17 protein-coding genes are annotated in these 17331 nt (G+C 70.3%); 7 read left to right on the forward strand and 10 right to left on the reverse strand.

Going from position 1 to position 17331, the window contains the following annotated elements; translation table 11 throughout:
- Positions 1-89 precede the first annotated feature (89 nt).
- Positions 90-260 (reverse strand): hypothetical protein, encoded by a 171-nt coding sequence (locus tag ACFO0C_RS16330; protein ID WP_378067472.1) that lies wholly within the window; start codon positions 258-260, stop codon positions 90-92.
- Positions 261-1119: 859 nt separating this feature from the next.
- Positions 1120-1746 carry an FMN-dependent NADH-azoreductase gene (locus tag ACFO0C_RS16335; protein WP_378067473.1) on the reverse strand — a complete coding sequence of 209 codons (627 nt, stop codon included), beginning with the start codon at positions 1744-1746 and terminating at the stop codon, positions 1120-1122.
- Between the two features lie 88 nt (positions 1747-1834).
- On the opposite strand from ACFO0C_RS16335, the gene ACFO0C_RS16340 reads away from it, so the two are divergent.
- The 3 genes from ACFO0C_RS16340 (at position 1835) to ACFO0C_RS16350 (ending at position 4507) form a co-directional block, all read left to right on the forward strand.
- A complete protein-coding gene (locus ACFO0C_RS16340; protein ID WP_378067474.1) occupies positions 1835-2266 on the forward strand; it encodes a MarR family winged helix-turn-helix transcriptional regulator in 432 nt (143 codons plus the stop codon).
- The gene (locus ACFO0C_RS16345; protein ID WP_378067475.1) at positions 2263-3459 is read left to right on the forward strand and encodes an MFS transporter; all 1197 of its coding nucleotides are present in this window, start codon (positions 2263-2265) and stop codon (positions 3457-3459) included. Before ACFO0C_RS16340 ends, ACFO0C_RS16345 begins: the two co-directional genes overlap by 4 nt.
- A gap of 67 nt (positions 3460-3526) precedes the next feature.
- Positions 3527-4507, forward strand: coding sequence for a LacI family DNA-binding transcriptional regulator (locus tag ACFO0C_RS16350; protein ID WP_378067476.1), 981 nt, complete (start codon positions 3527-3529; stop codon positions 4505-4507).
- Here ACFO0C_RS16350 and ACFO0C_RS16355 read toward each other — a convergent pair.
- Together ACFO0C_RS16355 and ACFO0C_RS16360 are read right to left on the reverse strand one after the other, a co-directional pair.
- Positions 4475-5140 carry a ThuA domain-containing protein gene (locus tag ACFO0C_RS16355; RefSeq protein WP_378067477.1) on the reverse strand — a complete coding sequence of 222 codons (666 nt, stop codon included), beginning with the start codon at positions 5138-5140 and terminating at the stop codon, positions 4475-4477. The two genes, ACFO0C_RS16350 and ACFO0C_RS16355, sit on opposite strands and share 33 nt — an antisense overlap.
- 60 nt (positions 5141-5200) lie before the next feature.
- The gene (locus ACFO0C_RS16360) at positions 5201-6628 is read right to left on the reverse strand and encodes an MFS transporter (RefSeq protein WP_378067478.1); all 1428 of its coding nucleotides are present in this window, start codon (positions 6626-6628) and stop codon (positions 5201-5203) included.
- Between the two features lie 48 nt (positions 6629-6676).
- On the opposite strand from ACFO0C_RS16360, the gene ACFO0C_RS16365 reads away from it, so the two are divergent.
- Complete coding sequence (locus ACFO0C_RS16365; protein WP_378067479.1) at positions 6677-7231, forward strand: TetR/AcrR family transcriptional regulator; 555 nt, start codon at positions 6677-6679, stop codon at positions 7229-7231.
- 78 nt (positions 7232-7309) lie between these two features.
- On the opposite strand, the gene ACFO0C_RS16370 is transcribed toward ACFO0C_RS16365, so the two are convergent.
- From ACFO0C_RS16370 to ACFO0C_RS16395, 6 genes are all read right to left on the reverse strand, one after another.
- The gene (locus tag ACFO0C_RS16370; RefSeq protein ID WP_378067480.1) at positions 7310-8416 is read right to left on the reverse strand and encodes a substrate-binding domain-containing protein; all 1107 of its coding nucleotides are present in this window, start codon (positions 8414-8416) and stop codon (positions 7310-7312) included.
- A gap of 8 nt (positions 8417-8424) precedes the next feature.
- On the reverse strand, positions 8425-9720 hold the full coding sequence (gene mmsB / locus ACFO0C_RS16375; RefSeq protein WP_378067481.1) for a multiple monosaccharide ABC transporter permease: 1296 nt from the start codon (positions 9718-9720) through the stop codon (positions 8425-8427).
- Complete coding sequence (gene mmsA, locus ACFO0C_RS16380) at positions 9717-11231, reverse strand: multiple monosaccharide ABC transporter ATP-binding protein (protein ID WP_378067671.1); 1515 nt, start codon at positions 11229-11231, stop codon at positions 9717-9719. The genes mmsB and mmsA overlap by 4 nt, the downstream gene beginning before the upstream one ends.
- Before the next feature lie 157 nt (positions 11232-11388).
- Positions 11389-11853, reverse strand: coding sequence for a hypothetical protein (locus tag ACFO0C_RS16385; RefSeq protein WP_378067482.1), 465 nt, complete (start codon positions 11851-11853; stop codon positions 11389-11391).
- A 63-nt stretch (positions 11854-11916) separates the two neighbouring features.
- The gene (locus ACFO0C_RS16390; RefSeq protein WP_378067483.1) at positions 11917-12474 is read right to left on the reverse strand and encodes a SigE family RNA polymerase sigma factor; all 558 of its coding nucleotides are present in this window, start codon (positions 12472-12474) and stop codon (positions 11917-11919) included.
- Positions 12471-13091, reverse strand: coding sequence for a permease-like cell division protein FtsX (locus ACFO0C_RS16395; protein WP_378067484.1), 621 nt, complete (start codon positions 13089-13091; stop codon positions 12471-12473). Before ACFO0C_RS16395 ends, ACFO0C_RS16390 begins: the two co-directional genes overlap by 4 nt.
- A 114-nt stretch (positions 13092-13205) precedes the next feature.
- Between ACFO0C_RS16395 and ACFO0C_RS16400 the strand changes: the two genes are divergently transcribed.
- From ACFO0C_RS16400 to ACFO0C_RS16410, 3 genes are all read left to right on the forward strand, one after another.
- A complete protein-coding gene (locus tag ACFO0C_RS16400; protein ID WP_378067485.1) occupies positions 13206-14384 on the forward strand; it encodes a cytochrome P450 in 1179 nt (392 codons plus the stop codon).
- A 58-nt stretch (positions 14385-14442) separates the two neighbouring features.
- Positions 14443-16065, forward strand: a complete 1623-nt coding sequence (locus tag ACFO0C_RS16405; protein ID WP_378067486.1) for a hypothetical protein — start codon at positions 14443-14445, stop codon at positions 16063-16065.
- A gap of 82 nt (positions 16066-16147) precedes the next feature.
- Positions 16148-17311 carry a TetR/AcrR family transcriptional regulator gene (locus ACFO0C_RS16410; RefSeq protein ID WP_378067487.1) on the forward strand — a complete coding sequence of 388 codons (1164 nt, stop codon included), beginning with the start codon at positions 16148-16150 and terminating at the stop codon, positions 17309-17311.
- Positions 17312-17331: the final 20 nt, after the last annotated feature.

Consider the following 17331-nt stretch of genomic DNA (forward strand, 5'->3'; position numbering starts at 1 on the left):
CCCCCCCCCGGCCGCTACCGCCCTCGCCGACCTGCGTGCTGCCGTCTATCGCCGGTCTGGCCGCCGCGGCAGCGGACACGACTCATGGATCAGCCGTTGCCGACGCCCCAACTGGCGAACTCGGCCTCGACCGGGTGAGTACCCGACCCGATGAGCGGCATCAGCTGAACGACGGTCTGATCAGTGGCGGCACCGCCGGCGTCCCCGGCCAGCGCGGGCCCACCGAACAACAGCGCCCCCACCGCGACACCGACCGACACCAGCACAAACCTGACTCCGATTACTGCCCGCCGCTGCATGAACTTGTCCTTTCTCATCACGTGCGCACGCCCCCGTGCGCATCGTCGACCAGATCATCGACTCACACCTTTGGGTTTCCTTCGGGCCACCACAACGGCCTGTTCCCAGCGACCGCTACCCCGCCCCCTGGTCAGTGGCCTCGTCGCGTGACTACAGCCCCAACGGCGACAGACGCACCCAGTGGCCGACCGTCTGCGCTCACCACCCTGATAGCGGCGACAAACGCTCATGCAACCAGGATCGGGTGACCTGACCGCCGTGCAAGAGACGGTGAACGCACGGGGTCGCCCATGGGGTGCTCTCGTCGCCGCCAGCCCGACGTCCACCAGGGTGCGCGACACAAGTCGTTGTTCCGTCAATCTCCCAACCTATTATCCTAGGATGCCCTAGTCGGTGTGTGCGGAGCCTCTCACCAGATGCACAAGCTGCGAGAACGGCTGGTCGAGGGCACGGCCCGAGGTCGGCTCCCGTCCCGCAGGCGGAGGCAACCAGGGATGTGACCTGGTGCCCACGGGCCCGGCTCGGCGGCAGTATCCGGCCGCGGACCGCCGATGGATGCCGTTCGAGCCAGGCCCTGCTGAGGGCCGGCCGGCTGGGCTGTGCGGGCAGGCGGCTGGGCTCTGACATAGGTGGCTGGACCCTGCGGCCAGGTGGCTGGGCGCGGCGGGCTGGTGGCTGGGCGCGGCGGGCTGGTGACTGGGCCCGGCAAGCGGGTGGCTGGGCGCGGCAGGCAGATGGCTGGGCCCGGCGGCAGGCGGTTCGCGGGGAGGTGCTGGTCGGATCTGCGCGCGCCGCCCGCCGGTGCGTCCGATGTGGTGGTCAGAGGGTGGCGGTCAGGAGTTTGGCGACTGTGCGGGCCTGGGTCTGGGCCGTGTGGCGGGCCGCGGTGGGGTCGGCTGTCACCAGGTTGGGGCGGAAGTGGATGGTGGTGATGTCGCTGATTCCGGTCCAGCGGAGCCAGTCCTCGAAGTAGGGGGACTGGAAGTCGGCGCCGAAGGAGGGCGGGAGTGCGGGGCCGTACACCGCGCTGGTGTAGATGACCGCGGCGCGTTTGCCGCGCAGCAGGCCGGTGTAGCCGCTGGTGGGGTCGAAGCCGAAGGCGAGGCCGGGCTGGCTGATGACGTCGATGAGCTGCTTGAGGATGTAGGGGATTCCGGCGTTCCACATGGGGACGCTGAACAGGTAGGTGTCGGCTTCGTCGAAGCGCCGGAAGGTGGCGACGGCCGCGTCCCATGCCGGGTCGGAGGGGGTCTGGCCGGCGAAGACGGCCATCTTGGCGGCTACGGCGGCGGGGCCGAAGGGCGGGAGTGTGCCGTCCCAGAGGTTCCATTCGGTGATGGGGGTGTCGGGGTTCACCTCCCGGACGGTGTCGAGAAAGGCGCCGGCGACGGCGAGGGATTCGGAGTCGCGGCCGCGCGGGGAGGCGGCGATGTGCAGGAGTTTCACGATTTCCTCCGCGGAGTAGTGGATGCGTGCGCACGCACATTCCTACTCCGTTGCGTGCGCACGCACAAGAATTCGCTAGGATCGGGTGATGAGCGACACCGACGTGGCCGCGTGGGCGGCCCTGCTGCGGGTTCATGCCGCGGTGGTCCCGGTTCTCGACCGGGAGCTGCAGGCTGCCTGTTCACTGCCCCTGACGTGGTACGACGTACTGCTCGAACTGAACCACGCGCCCGGACGGCGGCTCAGCATGGGTGAGCTCGGTCAGAAGGCGGTGGTCAGCCGGACCCGGGTGAGCCGGGTCGTCGACGCGCTCGCCGAGGCGGGGCTCGTCACCCGGGAGAGCAATCCGGAGGATCGGCGGTCGGCCTACGCGACGTTGACGGAGGCGGGACGGGAGCGGTTCCGGGCTGCCGTGCCGGTCTATCTGGACGGGATCAGGCGGCATTTCACCAGCCTGCTGACGGCCGGCGAGTCCCGTACGATCGCCGTGGCTCTTCAAAAAATCCTCGACGCACGGTGACGGGCGTCTCCTACCTCGAGGTTCTGCGGAGCGGGCGTCTCGCCGGGGTGATCGCCGGTGACGCGGTGGGCAAGCTCGGTGACGGCATGCTGTTCGTCGCGTTGCCGCTGCTCGCGCTGCAGATGCACGGGAGCCTGAAACCGGCGGCCGCCGTGTCGATCATCATTTCGGCGCCGTATGTGCTGGCGATGGCGCTGTCGTTGTATTTCGGTGCGGGACGGCGGCGGTTCGATGCCCGGCTCGTGGTCGGGATCGACGGGGTGTCGCGGGCGGTGACGTTCGGGGTGTGCGGGCTGCTGGCCGACACCGGGCGGATCTCGTTCACCTGGCTGGTGGTGGCGCTGGCGATGGGGTCGGCGTTGCGGCTGATGTCGACGAGCGGGCGGCGGCTGCTGGCGACCGGGATGGCCGGTGAGCGGGCGCGCCTGTCGGTGAACGGACTGCTGGGCACGTCGGACAGTCTGGCCATGTACGTGGTCGGTCCGGCGGTCGGCGGGGTGCTGGCGGCGGTCACCCGTCCGGGGGTGGCGGTGATCGTCGGTGGGTGTGCCTATCTGTCGCTGATCGTGTGTGCGGCGCTGGCCCGGGGTGCGGCGGCGGACACGGCGGCGCCGACCCGGTCGGGGTGGTCGGTGCTGCGCCGTAACGCGGTCGCGTACCGGCTGCTGATCGTGGACTTCCTGTTCAATCTGTTCTACGGGCCGGTCGAGGTGGCGTTGCCGCTGCTGGTGACGGCTGACCTGGGCGCCGGGGCGGGGGCGCTGGGCACGTTGTGGACGTGTTTCGGGGCGGGGGCGCTCACCGGGGCGGTGCTGACGGGGCAGTTGCGGCGGTTCCCGCCGCAGGCCACGGTGGTCGTCATCATCGGCGGCTGGGCGGTGGCGATGGTGTTGCTGGCGGTGGCGCCGACGGTGCCGGTGGCGGCGGTGGCGCTGGTCGTGGGCGGGTTCGTGTACGGGCCGTTCCTGGCGGTCGCCTACACGTTCCTGCAGGACAATCTGGATCCGGCGGATCAGCAGCCGATTCTGACGATCTATGCGGCGGGGATCGCGCTGGCGGCGCCGCTGGGGCTGGGAGTGGGCGGTCCGGTGGTGACGGTGCTCGGGGCGCGCGGTGGTGTGCTGGCGTCGGCGCTGGTCACGGCGGTTCTGGCGCCGGCGGTGTGGTGGTGGATCCGCCCGGGGCGCCATTGACGGTCGGATATATCGGTGGCGGCCGGGAGTAGGGTCAGCGGGGGCGACGCCGAAGGGGTGACGGACCGTGACTGAGCGCGCGACGATGGCCGAGATCGCCGAAGCCGCAGGGGTTTCGCTGGCGACCGTGTCGAAGGTGTGGAACGGGCGTTCCGACGTCTCCGACCGCACCCGGCAGCGGGTCGAGGAGATGTTGCGCCTGCACGGCTATCGGGGGCGGCGGCACTGGAACACCGAGCCGGCCGGCACCATCGACGTGATCTTCACGGAGATCGACTGTGCGTGGGAGGGCGAGCACCTGCGCGGCATCGAGGCGGCCGGGCACGAGGCCGGGGTCCGGGTCGTGGTGTCGTCACTGGACCGTGGTGATACGGCCCGCCGGCAGTTGCTGCAGCGGTTGCGGGCCGGGCGTACCGATGGGGCGATCCTGGCCACGATGTCGGCGGCCGGGCCGCTGGTCGCGGCGTTGAACAGGTTGAGTGTTCCGCTGGTGGCGCTGGATCCGGTGACGCGTCCGGCCGGTGATCTGCTCAGTGTGGACGCGGCGAATTTCGATGGGGCGCGGGCGGCGACGGCGCATCTGCTGCGGCTGGGGCATCGGCGGATCGGGCTGGTGGCCGGGCTGGACGAGTTGTTGTGCAGCCGGTCGCGGCTGGACGGGTTCCTGGCGGCGCACGACGAGGCCGGTGTGGCACCGGATCCCCGGCTGATCGAGCACGGCGAGTTCGACTTCCCGTCGGGGGTCGTGGCGGGTGGGCGGCTGCTGGATCGGAGTTCCCCGCCGACGGCGGTGTTCGCGATGAGCGATTTCATGGCGATCGGGGTGTATGAGGCGGCGCGGCTTCGGGGGCTGTCTGTTCCTGATCAGCTGAGTGTGGTGGGGTTCGACGACCTGCCGGGGTCGCGGTGGGCGTCGCCGCCGTTGACGACGGTGCGGCAGCCGTTGCGGGAGATGGGTGCGCTGGCGGTGCGGACGGCGCTGGGTCTGGCCGACGGTGGTGTGCTCGGCACCGAGTTAGTGGTCCGGGAGAGCACCGCCCCGCTGTGAGGCCCAGAGCAGACCGCGTTCGGTGAGGGTGCGGGTCGGTGGGACCTGGAGGTCGGCGGGGGAGTGGCCGAGGGTCGACACGAAGACCCGGCCGTGGCCGAAGTGCCGGGTCCAGACGGCGGGCATGACCACGCCGGCGGTGTCGGGTTCGCCGTGGCCGCCGTCGAAGGTGGTGGTGGCCAGGACGGTCAGGCTGGGATCGACGTGGCAGTAGTACTGCTCGGTGTGGACGGTGTAGGAGGTCAGCCCGTCGGTGATCGGGTGCGGGCCGGTGATGTCGATGGTGTGGTCGACCATGCCACCGGGGTGGTGCAGGAACCGGCCGCCGACCATGTACTGGTAGCGGGCCGATTCGTAGCCGAAGGCGATGACGCCGCCGTGCCAGCCGGCGAATCCGGCGCCGGCGCGGACCCGTTCGACGAGCCCGTTCTCCTGGTCGCCGGTGAGGCCGCCGCCGGTCCAGCACTGGACGATCAGGTCGGTGCGGTCGAGGAGCCGCTGGTCGGTGTAGACGTCGAGGGTGCCGGCGACGGTGACGGCCGCGCCGTGTGACTCGAGGAAGGCGCGGAACAGGTCGGTGCAGGCCACCGGTTCGTGGCCGTCCCAGCCGCCGCGGACGATGAGAACGTTCATGGAACGATCCTGCCGCACGGAGAAGCGAGGCGGCGGTGGCGCACGCCACCGCCGGCCGCCTCACGCCGTCGCCAGTTGCTCCTCGGCGGCGGGCTCCGCCTCGGCCGGCGCGGAGGTTCGCCCCGGCACCAGCAGCGACACCCCGAAGGCGGCCGCGCTCGCCACCGCCAGCAGCAGGAACGCCATCGTGTAGCCGGTCTCCGCGGGCAGCCCGTGCGCGCCCGGATGCCCGGTGACGATGGCGCTGACCAGGGCTGTGCCGATGGACGCGCCGATGGTGCGGATGTTGGTGTTCATCCCGCTCGCCGTGCCCGTCTGGTGCCGGGGGACGCTCTGCACGATCAGGTTGACCATCGACGAGTAGATCAGGCCGAGACCGATACCGAATACGGCGGCGGCCAGCGACACCGTCCACTTCTGGTCGTGGGCGAGGGCCAGGGTGAGGCACGACAGGGTGCCCATCGCCGAACCCCACAGCAGCTGCGCCTTGTTGCTCACCCAGCGGGTCAGCGGGCCGCTCAGCGAGCCGAACACCGCCATCGCCACCAGCATCGGGGCCATCAGCAGGCCCGCCTCGGTGACGGTCGCGCCGAACCCGTACCCTGAGGCGGCCGGGACCTGCATCAGCTGCGGCAGGAACGCGAACACACCGAACATGGCGGCCCCGAACAGCAGCGCGGCCAGGTTGGTGGTCCAGACCGCGGGCAGCCGCATCATCCGCATGTCGATCAACGGCTCGGCGGCGCGCAACTCGGCCGCCATCCATCCGGCCAGCAATGCGGCGGCCAGGAGAAACAATCCGACGGTACGGCCGGAGGCCCATCCCCACACGGCGCCTTTGCTCAGTGGCAGCAGCAGTGCGACGAGCCAGCCGGCCAGCAGGAACGCCGACACGATGTTGATCCGCCCCGGGCTGCGCACCGGCGACACGGGCACCACCCGCCAGGCCACCACGGCCACGACGGTGACGACGGCCATCGGGATCCAGAACAGCCAGCGCCAGTCGAGGAACCCGACGATCGGGCCGGCCAGCACGATGCCGACCCCGCTGCCGGTGGCGATGACCGCGGCCAGGGTGCCGATCGCGGACGCCACCCGGTCCGGCGGGAACTCGTCGCGGATGATCCCGAACGACACGGGGAAGACGGCCGCGCCCAGGCCCTGCAGCACACGGGCGGTGATGAGCACGCCGATGTTCGGGGCCAGCGCGGCGAGCAGGCAGCCCAGGGCGATGGCGGCGAGCGCGACGAGCAGGGTGCGGTCCTTGCCGATGATGTCGGCGACCCGGCCCATCAGCGGGGTGGCCACCGACGCGGCGAGCAGCCAGGCGGTGAGCACCCAGGTGACCGTGCCGGTGGAGGTGTGCAGGTCTTGCCGGATGGTCGGCAGCACCGGGGTGAGCAGGCTCTGCATCAGCGCGAACGCGGCAGCGGCCGCGGCCAGAACCGTGAAGGTCATCCGCGGTGTGGCCTGATAAAGTCGAGGCATGCCTCCACATTACCGGAGGCTAGCCTCCGCTTCGCAAGGGATCATCGGATGACCGAGACGCCGATCACGGTGCGCCGGCCGCAGCGGGCCGACGCCCGGCGCAACTTCGACGCGCTGCTCGCCGCCGCCCGTACCGCCTTCGCCACGAACGGCGCCGACACGTCACTCGAGGAGATCGCGAAACAGGCGGGCGTCGGCGTCGGCACCCTGTACCGCAACTTCCCGACCCGCCAGGACCTGATCGAGGCGGTGTACGTGGAGGAGGTCACCCAGCTCAGCGAGGCCGCCGCGGCCGTCGCCGACCAGCCGCCATGGCCGGCGCTGCGGTCCTGGCTGGAGCGCTTCGTCGACTACGTGGCCACCAAACGGGCCATCATCGACCTGCTCAACCGCGACTCGGAGATGTTCGGCTCCTGCCGCGCGGTGATGTATGCGGCCGGCGAGCCCCTCTTCGACCGCGCCCAGCGGGCCGGCGAGATCCGCGCCGACGCCGCTTTCGACGACGTCCTGCGCCTGGTCTCGGGCCTCAGTTCAGCCGCGTTCGTCGACGACGCCCAGCGCAACCGGGTCCTCGCCCTCGCCCTGGACGGCCTGCGCCCCTGACCCGGCCGGGCTCCCGGCCGGGTCGGAAAAGGTGGCGGCCCGGCACCCCGCGAAGGGGATGCCGGGCCGGTGAGGGGGTTACTTGGTGAGCGGGGCCAGCTTCGGGTCGTCGGCGTATGCCTCGGCCGCGTTGGCCTTGGTCACGATCACCGGGGCCAGCAGGTAGGCCGGGACGACCTTGACGCCGTTGTCGTACGACTTGGTGTCGTTGACCTGCGGGGTGGCGCCCGTCTGCAGCGTCTTGACCATGTTGATGGTCTCGGCGACGAGCTTGCGGGTGTCCTTGTTGATCGTCGAGTACTGCTCGCCGGCGACGATCGACTTGACCGACTCGACCTCGGAGTCCTGGCCGGTGACGACCGGGACCGGCTTGCCGGCGCCCTTCACCGAGGTGATGATCGCGCGGGCCAGGGTGTCGTTGGGCGACAGCACGCCGTCCAGGGTCTTGCTGGTGTAGGTCGAGGTGAGCAGGGAGTCCATCCGGCTCTGCGCGTTCTCGGCCTTCCAGCCCTGGGTGGCGGTCTGCTTCACGTCGGTCTGACCGGACCCGACGATCACGTCGCCCTTGTCGATCGCGGGCTTCAGGACGTCCATCGCGCCGTTGAAGAAGACACCCGAGTTGTTGTCGTCGGGCGAGCCGGAGAACAGCTCGATCGTCCACGGGCCGGTCGCCTTCTTGGCCTTCATGCCGTCCAGCAGGGCCTGACCCTGCAGCTGGCCGACCTTGAAGTTGTCGAACGCGATGTAGTAGTCGATGTTCGGCGTGTTGGTGATCAGCCGGTCGTAGGCGATGACCACGGCACCGGACTGCTTGGCCTGCTCGACCTGGGTGGACAGCTGGGCGGCGTCGGTCGCGCCGATCACGATGACCTTCGCGCCCTTGGTCACCATGGCGGTGATCTGGGCCTGCTGGTCGGCGACCGTGGTGGACGCGCCGGCGTACTGGACGTCGGACTGGAAGCCGGCGTCCTTGAGCCCGTTGGTGAACAGGTCACCGGCGAGCACCCAGTTCTCCGACGTCTTCGACGGCAGGGCGACGCCGATCAGCGCGTCCTTCGCGAAGCCGGCGGCCGGTGCGGACGAGCCGCCGGCCGGGGTGGAGCCTTCCCGGTCGTTGTTGCAGCCGCCGGCCACCATGACCGCGGCGACACCGACTGCCAGGACCTTTGCCAAAGTTGTACGCATCGAACAGCTCACTTTCTCGAAAGGGAACCGGTGGGGCTGGGCGCCGCGGGAACGGCGGGAGGGGGTGGCGTCTCACGTCGGAACGGCCGCGTGAGCGAGCCGATGATCGAGAAGCGGCCCTGTTTCTTGTTGTAGACGTCGAGGGCGACGGCCCCGAGCAGGAACAGTCCCTTGATGATCTGGACCATGTCGGAGCCGGTGCCGATGAGCTGCAGGCCGTTGTTGAGCACGGCCATGACCAGACCGCCGACGATCGAGCCGCTGACCGTGCCGAGTCCACCGGAGACCGCCGCGCCGCCGATGAAGACCGCGGCGATCGCGTCGAGTTCCCAGCTCAGGCCGTCCTGCGGGCCGGAGGCCGCGGACCGGGCCACGAAGATCATCCCGGCGAGCGCGGCGAGCAGACCCATGTTGGTCATGACCAGGAAGTTGACCCGGCGCAGCTGCACACCGGACAGTTCGGCGGCGCGGGCGTTGCCGCCGACGGCGTAGATGTGCCGGCCGCCGGCGGTGTTGCGGGTGTAGAAGGAGTAGGCGATCACCAGGACGGCGAGGATGATGCCGGAGATCGGGAAGCTGGTGCCGACCCGCCCGCCGGCGAACCGCAGCGTGGCGAAGACGATGACCCCGAGCATGATCGCCAGGCGTAGCACCGACACCCACATCGGAGCCGGTTCGGCGCCCTCCATCTGCTGGCGCACCCGCCGCGACCGCCACTCCCGCCACACCACCGCCGCGCACAGCAGCAGGCCGAGCAGCAGGGTCAGGTTGTTGTAGCCGGTGGCCGGGCCGACCTCGGGCAGGTAGCCGGCGCCGATGGTCCGGAAGCCCTCGGGGACCGGGACGGTGTCGGCGTTGCCGATGTACTGGTTGCCGCCGCGGAACAGCAGCATGCCGGCGAGCGTGACGATGAACGCGGGCACGCCGATGTAGGCGACCCAGAAGCCCTGCCACGCGCCGATCAGCGCGCCGACGGCCAGGCCGAGGACGATGCCGGCCGGCCACGGCACGTCGTACTCGTGGATGGCCTTGGCCACCACGATGCCGACGAACGCCGCGACCGAACCCACCGACAGGTCGATGTGGCCGGCGACGATCACCATCAGCATGCCGATGGACAGGATCGAGATGTACGCGTACTGCTGGGTCAGCGCGATCAGGTTGCCCGAGGTGAGGGTCAGCCCGTTCGTGGCGATCTGGAAGTACACGATGATCGCGACCAGCGTGAAGATCATCCCGAATTGACGGGCGTTGGAGGTCGTACCCCCGAAGAGGTTCTTCTGCAGGTCTTTCAGCCGGCTCATGCGCTTCTCCGGGTAGAGGTCATCCGCTTCATCAGGAGTTCCGGGTCGGCGTCGCGCCGGGCGACCTCGCCGGTGATGGTGCCCTCGGCGACCGTGTAGATCCGGTCGCAGAGTCCGATCAGCTCAGGCAGCTCGCTGGAGATCAGCACGACGCCTTTGCCCTCGTCGGCGAGCCGCTGGATGATCCCGTAGATCTCGTACTTGGCGCCGACGTCGATACCCCGGGTCGGCTCGTCGAGGATCAGCAGGTCCGGGTCGGTGAACATCCACTTCGCCAGGACGACCTTCTGCTGGTTGCCGCCGGAGAGCCGGGTGACCGGCTCGTCGACGGTCGGCGTCTTGATCCGCAGGCTCTTCCGGTAGCTCTCCGCCTCGTGGTACTGCACGGCCTCGTCGAGCACCCCACGGCGGGTGATCTTCGACAGCTTCGCGGCGACGACCGAGGTCTTGATGTCGTCGAGCAGGTTCAGGCCGATCGCCTTACGGTCCTCGCTCACATAGGCCAGACCGTTCCTGATCGCGTCGGCCACCGACCTGATGTCCACCTCGCGACCGTCTTTGAAGATCTTTCCCCCGAGGTGTACGCCGTACGACCGCCCGAACACACTCATCGCGAGCTCGGTGCGCCCCGCACCCATCAGACCCGCGAACCCGACGATCTCCCCCCGGCGGACCGTGAAACTGGAGTTCTTGCACACCAGCCGCTCGGCCGAGATCGGATGCCGCACCGTCCAGTCCCGAACCTCGAAGAACACCTCGCCGATGTTCGGCTCGTGCTCGGGGAACCGGCTCTGCAGGTCACGGCCGACCATGCCGCGGACGATCCGGTCCTCGTCGACGTCGCCGGCGGCGACCGTGATCGTCTCGATGGTCCGCCCGTCGCGCAGGATGGTGATCGCGTCGGCGATCGCCTCCACCTCGTTGAGCTTGTGCGAGATCATGATCGAGGTGATGCCGCGCTGCTTGAACCCGCGCAGCAGGTCGAGCAGGTGCTGGGAGTCGTTCTCGTTGAGCGCGGCCGTCGGTTCGTCGAGGATCAGCAGCTTGACGTCCTTGGCGAACGCCTTGGCGATCTCGACGAGCTGCTGCTTGCCGACACCGATGTCCTTGATCAGGGTGTCCGGGTCCTCCTCGAGCCCGACGAGCCGCATCAGTTCGAGGGCCTTGTGGTTGGCGGCCTTCCAGTCGATGCGGCCCCACCGGCGTGGCTCGTTGCCGAGGAAGATGTTCTCGGTGATCGACATCCCCGGGACCAGCGCGAGCTCCTGGTGGATGATCACGATCCCGGCGTGCTCACTGGCCCGGATGTCGGTGAACCGGCACGGCTGTCCCTGGTAGACGATCTCGCCGGAGTAGGTGCCGTACGGATGAACACCGCTGAGCACCTTCATCAATGTCGACTTGCCGGCGCCGTTCTCCCCGCAGATGGCGTGGATCTCGCCGGCGTTGACCACCAGGCTCACATCGGACAGTGCGCGGACGCCCGGGAACTCCTTGGTGATCGACCGCATCTCCAGCAGTGCGTTGCCCACGTGAAACCCCCGGTACAGCCGAAAAGATCAACTTCCCGAGAAGCTGATGTTTCCGCACTGTAAATCTGATTAGGAGTTCCCGCTATCCGGGCAAGGCCTTTCCCGGTTCCGGAACTTGATCACGAACTGGCAACGCTCAGGCCGCCGGTCTCTCCTGGCGGGCCGCCCGGACCAGCGTGACGGCCGAGACCAGGGCCGCGACCATCATGCCGATCACGAGCGGGCCGCCGAAGAACGTGACGATCCCGGCGCCGATGTTCGCGCCGATCCCGCCGGCCGTCCACACCCGCCAGCCGTACCCGAGGATGACCCCGGCAGCCGCCAGCGCCACCAGCACCGTCCACCAGGCGGCCCGCATGCGCCCCGCGAACGACGCCCACAGCAGCACCGCGAACGCCACCACCACCGCCACGCACGCCCCGGCACCGATGACCCGGTCAGCGGCCGGACCGAAACTGACCGGATCGATCCCGTAGTCCAGCTCGACCCCCTGGGCCGCCAGCTCCAGCGACACCGGATCGGTCAGGTCACCGACCAGCCAGGCGATCGCGACCGGCACGGACAGGGTCAAGACGACGCCCGCGAACAGACTCAGTCGCATCTCATCGCTCTCGGATCGGCGGAACGGCAGGTCCAGCCATGATCACCGATGCCGTCAAGTGCGTCACCGGTCCAGGAAGTCCTCCCCGAGCATCATGCGCAGCCGGTCCAGGGCACGGGCGTTGCGCATCTTCACCGCCGACACGCTCAGCCCCAGGATCGTGGCCACCGTCTCCACACTGTGATCCTCGGCGTGCCGCAGCACCAGCACCGCACGATCGCGCACCTCCAGCCGGGCCAGCGCGTCCACCAGCGTCACCCGCAGCTCCGGCGCCCCCGTGGCGTCGGGACCCGGCCGGTCCGGCAGGTCGGCCAGCACGATCTCCGACCCGCTGCGGCGCCGCTGCAGGTCGAAGACCACATTCATCAGGACCCTGCGGCTGTACGCCTCCGGGCTCGCGGTCGTGCGGACGCGATCCCACACCGCGTACATCTTGGCCAGGGTGTGCTGGGTCAGATCCTGCGCGAGATGCCAGTCCCGGCACATCAGATAGGCGCTGCGGCGCAATCGCGTCCCCGACGCCTCGACGAACGCGGTGAACTCGTCGTCCCGGGCCTGCTGCCTCGTGCGCCGGGAAGGCCGTGTCCAGAGTGCCGGAACCGGCGTCACGGTGTCCGTCACTGCAGGCCTCCCACCGGGGCACCCGCGGGGCAGACGTGACCGATGATCTGCGCGACACCCGGCATCGCCGCGAACCGGGCCCGGACCGCGGCATCCTGCTCCGGCGAGACCAGGCGCAGCCGGAACGACTCCGGCAGATCCCGCGGATCCACCGCCGCGACGAAGTCCGGACTGTCCGCCCACAGTTCGGTGAACCGCTCGTACGCGCTCTGCCGGCTCTCGAACACCACGATCGCCAGCCGGGTGTCGTCGTGCACCGCCGTGTCGACCTCGGCCCGCTGCCGGTCGGTCGCCTCCGGGGCGAGGAAGACCGCCAGATCGGTGGCCCCGGTGTCGACCGGCCGCGTCGAGCACGACGGCGACGACACCGGCAGCATCGCCGCGGCGATCGTCGTCGGCGGTGGCGGCCCCGCCGGGTCGGCCGCCCACGGCAGGTTCGCCCCGGCCACACCACCGGCCAGCAGGACCAGCCCGGTCGCGGCACCGGCCAGCACCGTCCGACGTCGGCGCCGCATCCGGCCGCCCTCGGCGATCGCGGCCAGCGCCAGCTCACCGGGCGGCACCCCCGGGTCGCCGGCGAACGCCCCGTCGAACCGGTCACGCAGATCCCTGTGCACAGCCACACTCCTCAGTACGTCGTTCGGTCTCTTCCGGTATGACTGGCCGGGCCGGTGATCCGGTCACACGTCTTCCACCTGTCACCGCGGGGCGTGCCGGGTGAGGATGACGGGATGCTGGACACCGCGCGCCGCCACGAGTTCCGGGTTCTCGCCGCCGCGAAACCGAGCCTGCCCGTCCTGCTGACCGCGGGCCGGCTCGCCGGGAAACTGCTCCGGGTACCCCGCATCGGCTGGGTCACCTGCGACCCGGTGGTGGCCCGGCGCATCCTCAACGACCCCGCCCACTTCACCCTGCTCGGTGAGGGCGGCGTCGGTCACCTGTGGGCGCAGGTGCTCGGCGACTGGGTCAACGACATCTTCGACGGGCCCGGCCACCACCAGCTGCGCGGACGCACCCGGGACCTGTTCACCGACGACAACGCCCGGCAGCTCACCGACCGGGTGATCGGGCCACGGCTGGCACAGGCCGGAGCCGAGCTGTCCGCCGGCCGGGCCGTCGACGTCGCCGACCTGGGCCGGGTGCTCGTCGGGCGGATCGTCGCCGACCTGCTGCAACTGCGGGTCGCCGACCGGGACGACGCCTACCGGGAGATCTTCGCCGTGGGGGAGGAACTGGCGGCACTCGCGCTGGGCACCACCGCCTCCACCCATCTCGCGCCGGAGACGATCGCGCGGGCCAGGACGATCGTCGCCCGGCTCACCGTCAACGTCGCCGAGGCGTGGCGGACCGCGGCACCCGAGACGGTGCTCGGCCGGTGCCGTGACCTGGGACTCGAACAGCGCCAGGCGGAAGGACTGTCGACGCTGCTCATGGTGGCCGGCACCGAGACCGCGGCGAGCGCGATGGCCCGTACCGTCGCGATCCTGCATGACACCGGTGCCCAGCACCGGCTCCGCGCCGAACCGCAAAGGCTGCCCGACGCGGTCCGTGAGGGTCTGCGGGTCACCTCACCCGCACCGGTGATCGGCCGGGCGGTCGCCGCCGACGTCGACGTCGAAGGCCGCCGCCTGCGGGCGGGGGAGCGGGTGCTGATGCTCACCTGGACCGCCAACAATGCCGCCGGCGCCTTCGACCTGGACCGCGGCTACCAGCCCGACCAGCGGCAACTGTGGTTCGGTGCGGGCCGTCACCTGTGCCTGGGCGCGCCGGTCGCCCGCGCCGAGATCACCGGCCTGCTGGAGACCCTGCTGCGGCCCGGCCGGGCCTGGCGCATCCACCGGCGCTCCTACCGCCGCAACGTCCTGATTCCTTCCTACGCCTGCCTACCGGTGCGATTGGCCCCGCGGTGACCAGGGCATTTACCCAAATCGGCCCTTCGAGCCGCCACGGGCTGGAAGGCTCGACGGCATGTTCCCGAGGTGCTCGGCGGCGGCGGTCACCCTGATCGCGGCCACCCTCCTGCCATCCGCGCCGGTATCGGCGGACGCTGCCACGACCCCGGTGCCGACGGCGGTGACCACCCTCACCGCACCGAAGGCCATGGCCGCGGCCAACGGGAAACTGTTCGTCTCCGACGGCAACAGCGTCGTGGTCCTCGGCACCGACGGCGTCACCACCAAGACCCTCACCGGGATGTTCGGCGCCGCCGACATCGAGGTGTCCGCCACCGGCGACCGGGTCTACGTGGCGCTCAGCCAGGCCGGTGCCATCGCCGTCATCGACACGGGCACCCTGACCGAGGTCGGCCGGTGGACCACCGGCGTCTGCCCGGTCAATCTCGCGTTCGCCGGAACCCGCCTGTTCTACGGCACCGGCTGCGAGAAGAACCACAAGGGCGGCATCGCCTCGGTCGACGCGACCACCGGCGGCGACCCGCAGACCGTCACCGGCACCTACTACACCGCCCCGCTGCTGGCCGGCGCCGGAAACACGCTGTTCGCCGGGGAGACGGGCCTCAGCCCCGCCACCGTCCACACCTTCCGCGTCGACGGATCGGCCCTGACCCCGCTGGCCGAGACCGAGGCCGGCTCCAACCTGGGCGGCATCTCGATCAACCGGGACGGAACCAAGGTCGCCACCGCGTCCGGTGCGCCCTACCACCTGGCCCAGTACGACGCCGCCACCCTGTCACCGGCCGGCACCTTCGACACCGGCCCCTACCCGAGGACGGTCGCCTACTCCCACGACGGCACCCGGCTCGGCGGCGGCATCAGCGCACATGGCGACGGCAACGTCCGGGCGTTCGACGTGAGCACCGGCGGGTCGATCCTGTCCGGTGACGCCCACCCGAAATCCGCCTACAACCAGCCCGACCCGATCGAGGGAACCCTCACCTGGTCCCTCGACGACCGGCGCCTCTACACGCTGCTCGACGAATCGGACAACGGCAAGCACACCTACTGGCTGGCCACCGGCTTCGAGCAGGTCACCGCCCCGGCCACGACCACCACCAAGCTGAAGGTCACCGCCCCGGCGAAGTACGGCGCCAAGGTCCGCGCGTCGGCCACCGTCAGCGGGCTGGCCGGAGTGCCGGTCCGCTTCGTCCGGACCGGCCCGGGCGCGAGCGCCACGGCGACGGCGACGACCAACGGCAGCGGTACGGCCACCGCCACCCTCGGCTCGTCGGCCGGCGGAACGATCACCGCCTACTACGACGGCGACGCCACCCACGCCGCGTCGTCGGCCTCGGCGACGTACAAGGCACCCACCCGCGCCCGGATCAAGCTGACCGGCCAGTACAAGACCGTGAAGAAGGTCGCCCACTTCCACAAGATCTCCGACGTCCACGCCCAGATCAGCGTCACCGCACCCGCACCCGACCGCAAGGTCACCGTGCGGCTGCAACGCAAGTCCGGCAGCAAGTGGCAGACCGTCCAGACGGTGCCCGCCACCATGCCCGACTCCGGCGTCGACAACTACACCCTGATCAAGGCGCAGAAGAACGTCCAGTTCCGCTTCACCGTGCGCTTCGGAGGCGACACCTACGGCAAGGCCTCGTCGGCGAACTCGGGCGCGGTGATCATCAAATAGACGTCCGGTCAGGCCCCTGTTCGTACTGTGATTGACTAGCGTTCATGGTCCTGTGTGCGCCCTCGTCCGCCCGGGTGATCCGGTGACCGCTGGGCCCACCTCGGCCACCCGGCCGCACAACCGCAAGCAGCTGATCGTCGAAGCGGCCGGGCAGGTCTTCAGCGAGCGCGGCTACCACGCGGCGTCGATGGAGGAGATCGCCGCCGGAGTCGGGATCAGCGCGGCCGCCCTCTACCGGCATTTCCCCAACAAGTACGCACTGTTCGCCGAGTGCGCCAACGTCATGGTCGACCGGCTCGTCGCCGTCCTCGACCAGTGGCCACCCGAGTCGCCGCTCAAGGACGTGCTCGCCGCCCTGACCCGGGTCACCGTCGCGCACCGGGCATCCGGCGGGCTCTACCGGTGGGAGGCCCGCTACCTGGACCGGGACGACCGGCGGCAGCTGCGGGCCAAGTTCGGGCAGGTGGTGGGTCGGGTCACCGAGCTGGTGGCACGCGAGTTCCCGATGCCCGAGGAGGGGTTGCGGGCGGTGGCGGCGCTCGGGGCGATCGGATCGGTCACCATGCACCACACGTCGATCGCGCAGCGCCGGGTCGAGGAGATGCTGGTGGCGTCCGCGTTGCGGGTGGCCGCGACCGACCCGGCGGCAGCCGCGGGCAGCGCCGGCCTGGTCGAGCTGCCCGCTCAGCCGGTCCCGCGGACCCGGCGGGCGGAGATCCTGGCCGCGGCGATCCCGCTGTTCGCCCGCGACGGCTTCGCCAACGTGACGAACGGGCAGATCGCCCAGGCCGTCGGTCTCGCGCCATCGGCCATCTACCGGCACTATCCCGGCAAGGTCGACATCCTGGTCGCGGCGTGCCTCCAGGCGGCCGGGCTCCTCGCCCAGGCCGTCGACCGCAGCCTGCACCAGGCGACCGACCCGGACCAGGCGGTGGTGGCGCTGACCGCGGCCTACGTCGCCTACAGCTTCGAACACAACGCGCTGACCAGCGTCGCCGAGGCCGAGATCGTCGGCCTGCCACCGGATCTGCAGCGGCCGCTGATCCTAGCCCAGCGCGAACACATCGCCGTCTGGGAACAGCAGCTACGCCTGTCCCGACCGGACCTCGACCGCCGTCAGGCGCGTCTGCTCGCCCACGCCGGCCTGGGGGTGGTCGTCGAGGCGGGCCGCGCCTTGCGCTGGCGAGACACCCCCGAAAACCGGGACGCCGTCACAGCCCTGGTGATCGGGTCCTTGACCGGCTGACCTGCCCTCCGCGGGTGCCG

This window comes from Actinoplanes subglobosus (assembly GCF_042650585.1).
GTDB lineage: Bacteria > Actinomycetota > Actinomycetes > Mycobacteriales > Micromonosporaceae > Actinoplanes > Actinoplanes subglobosus.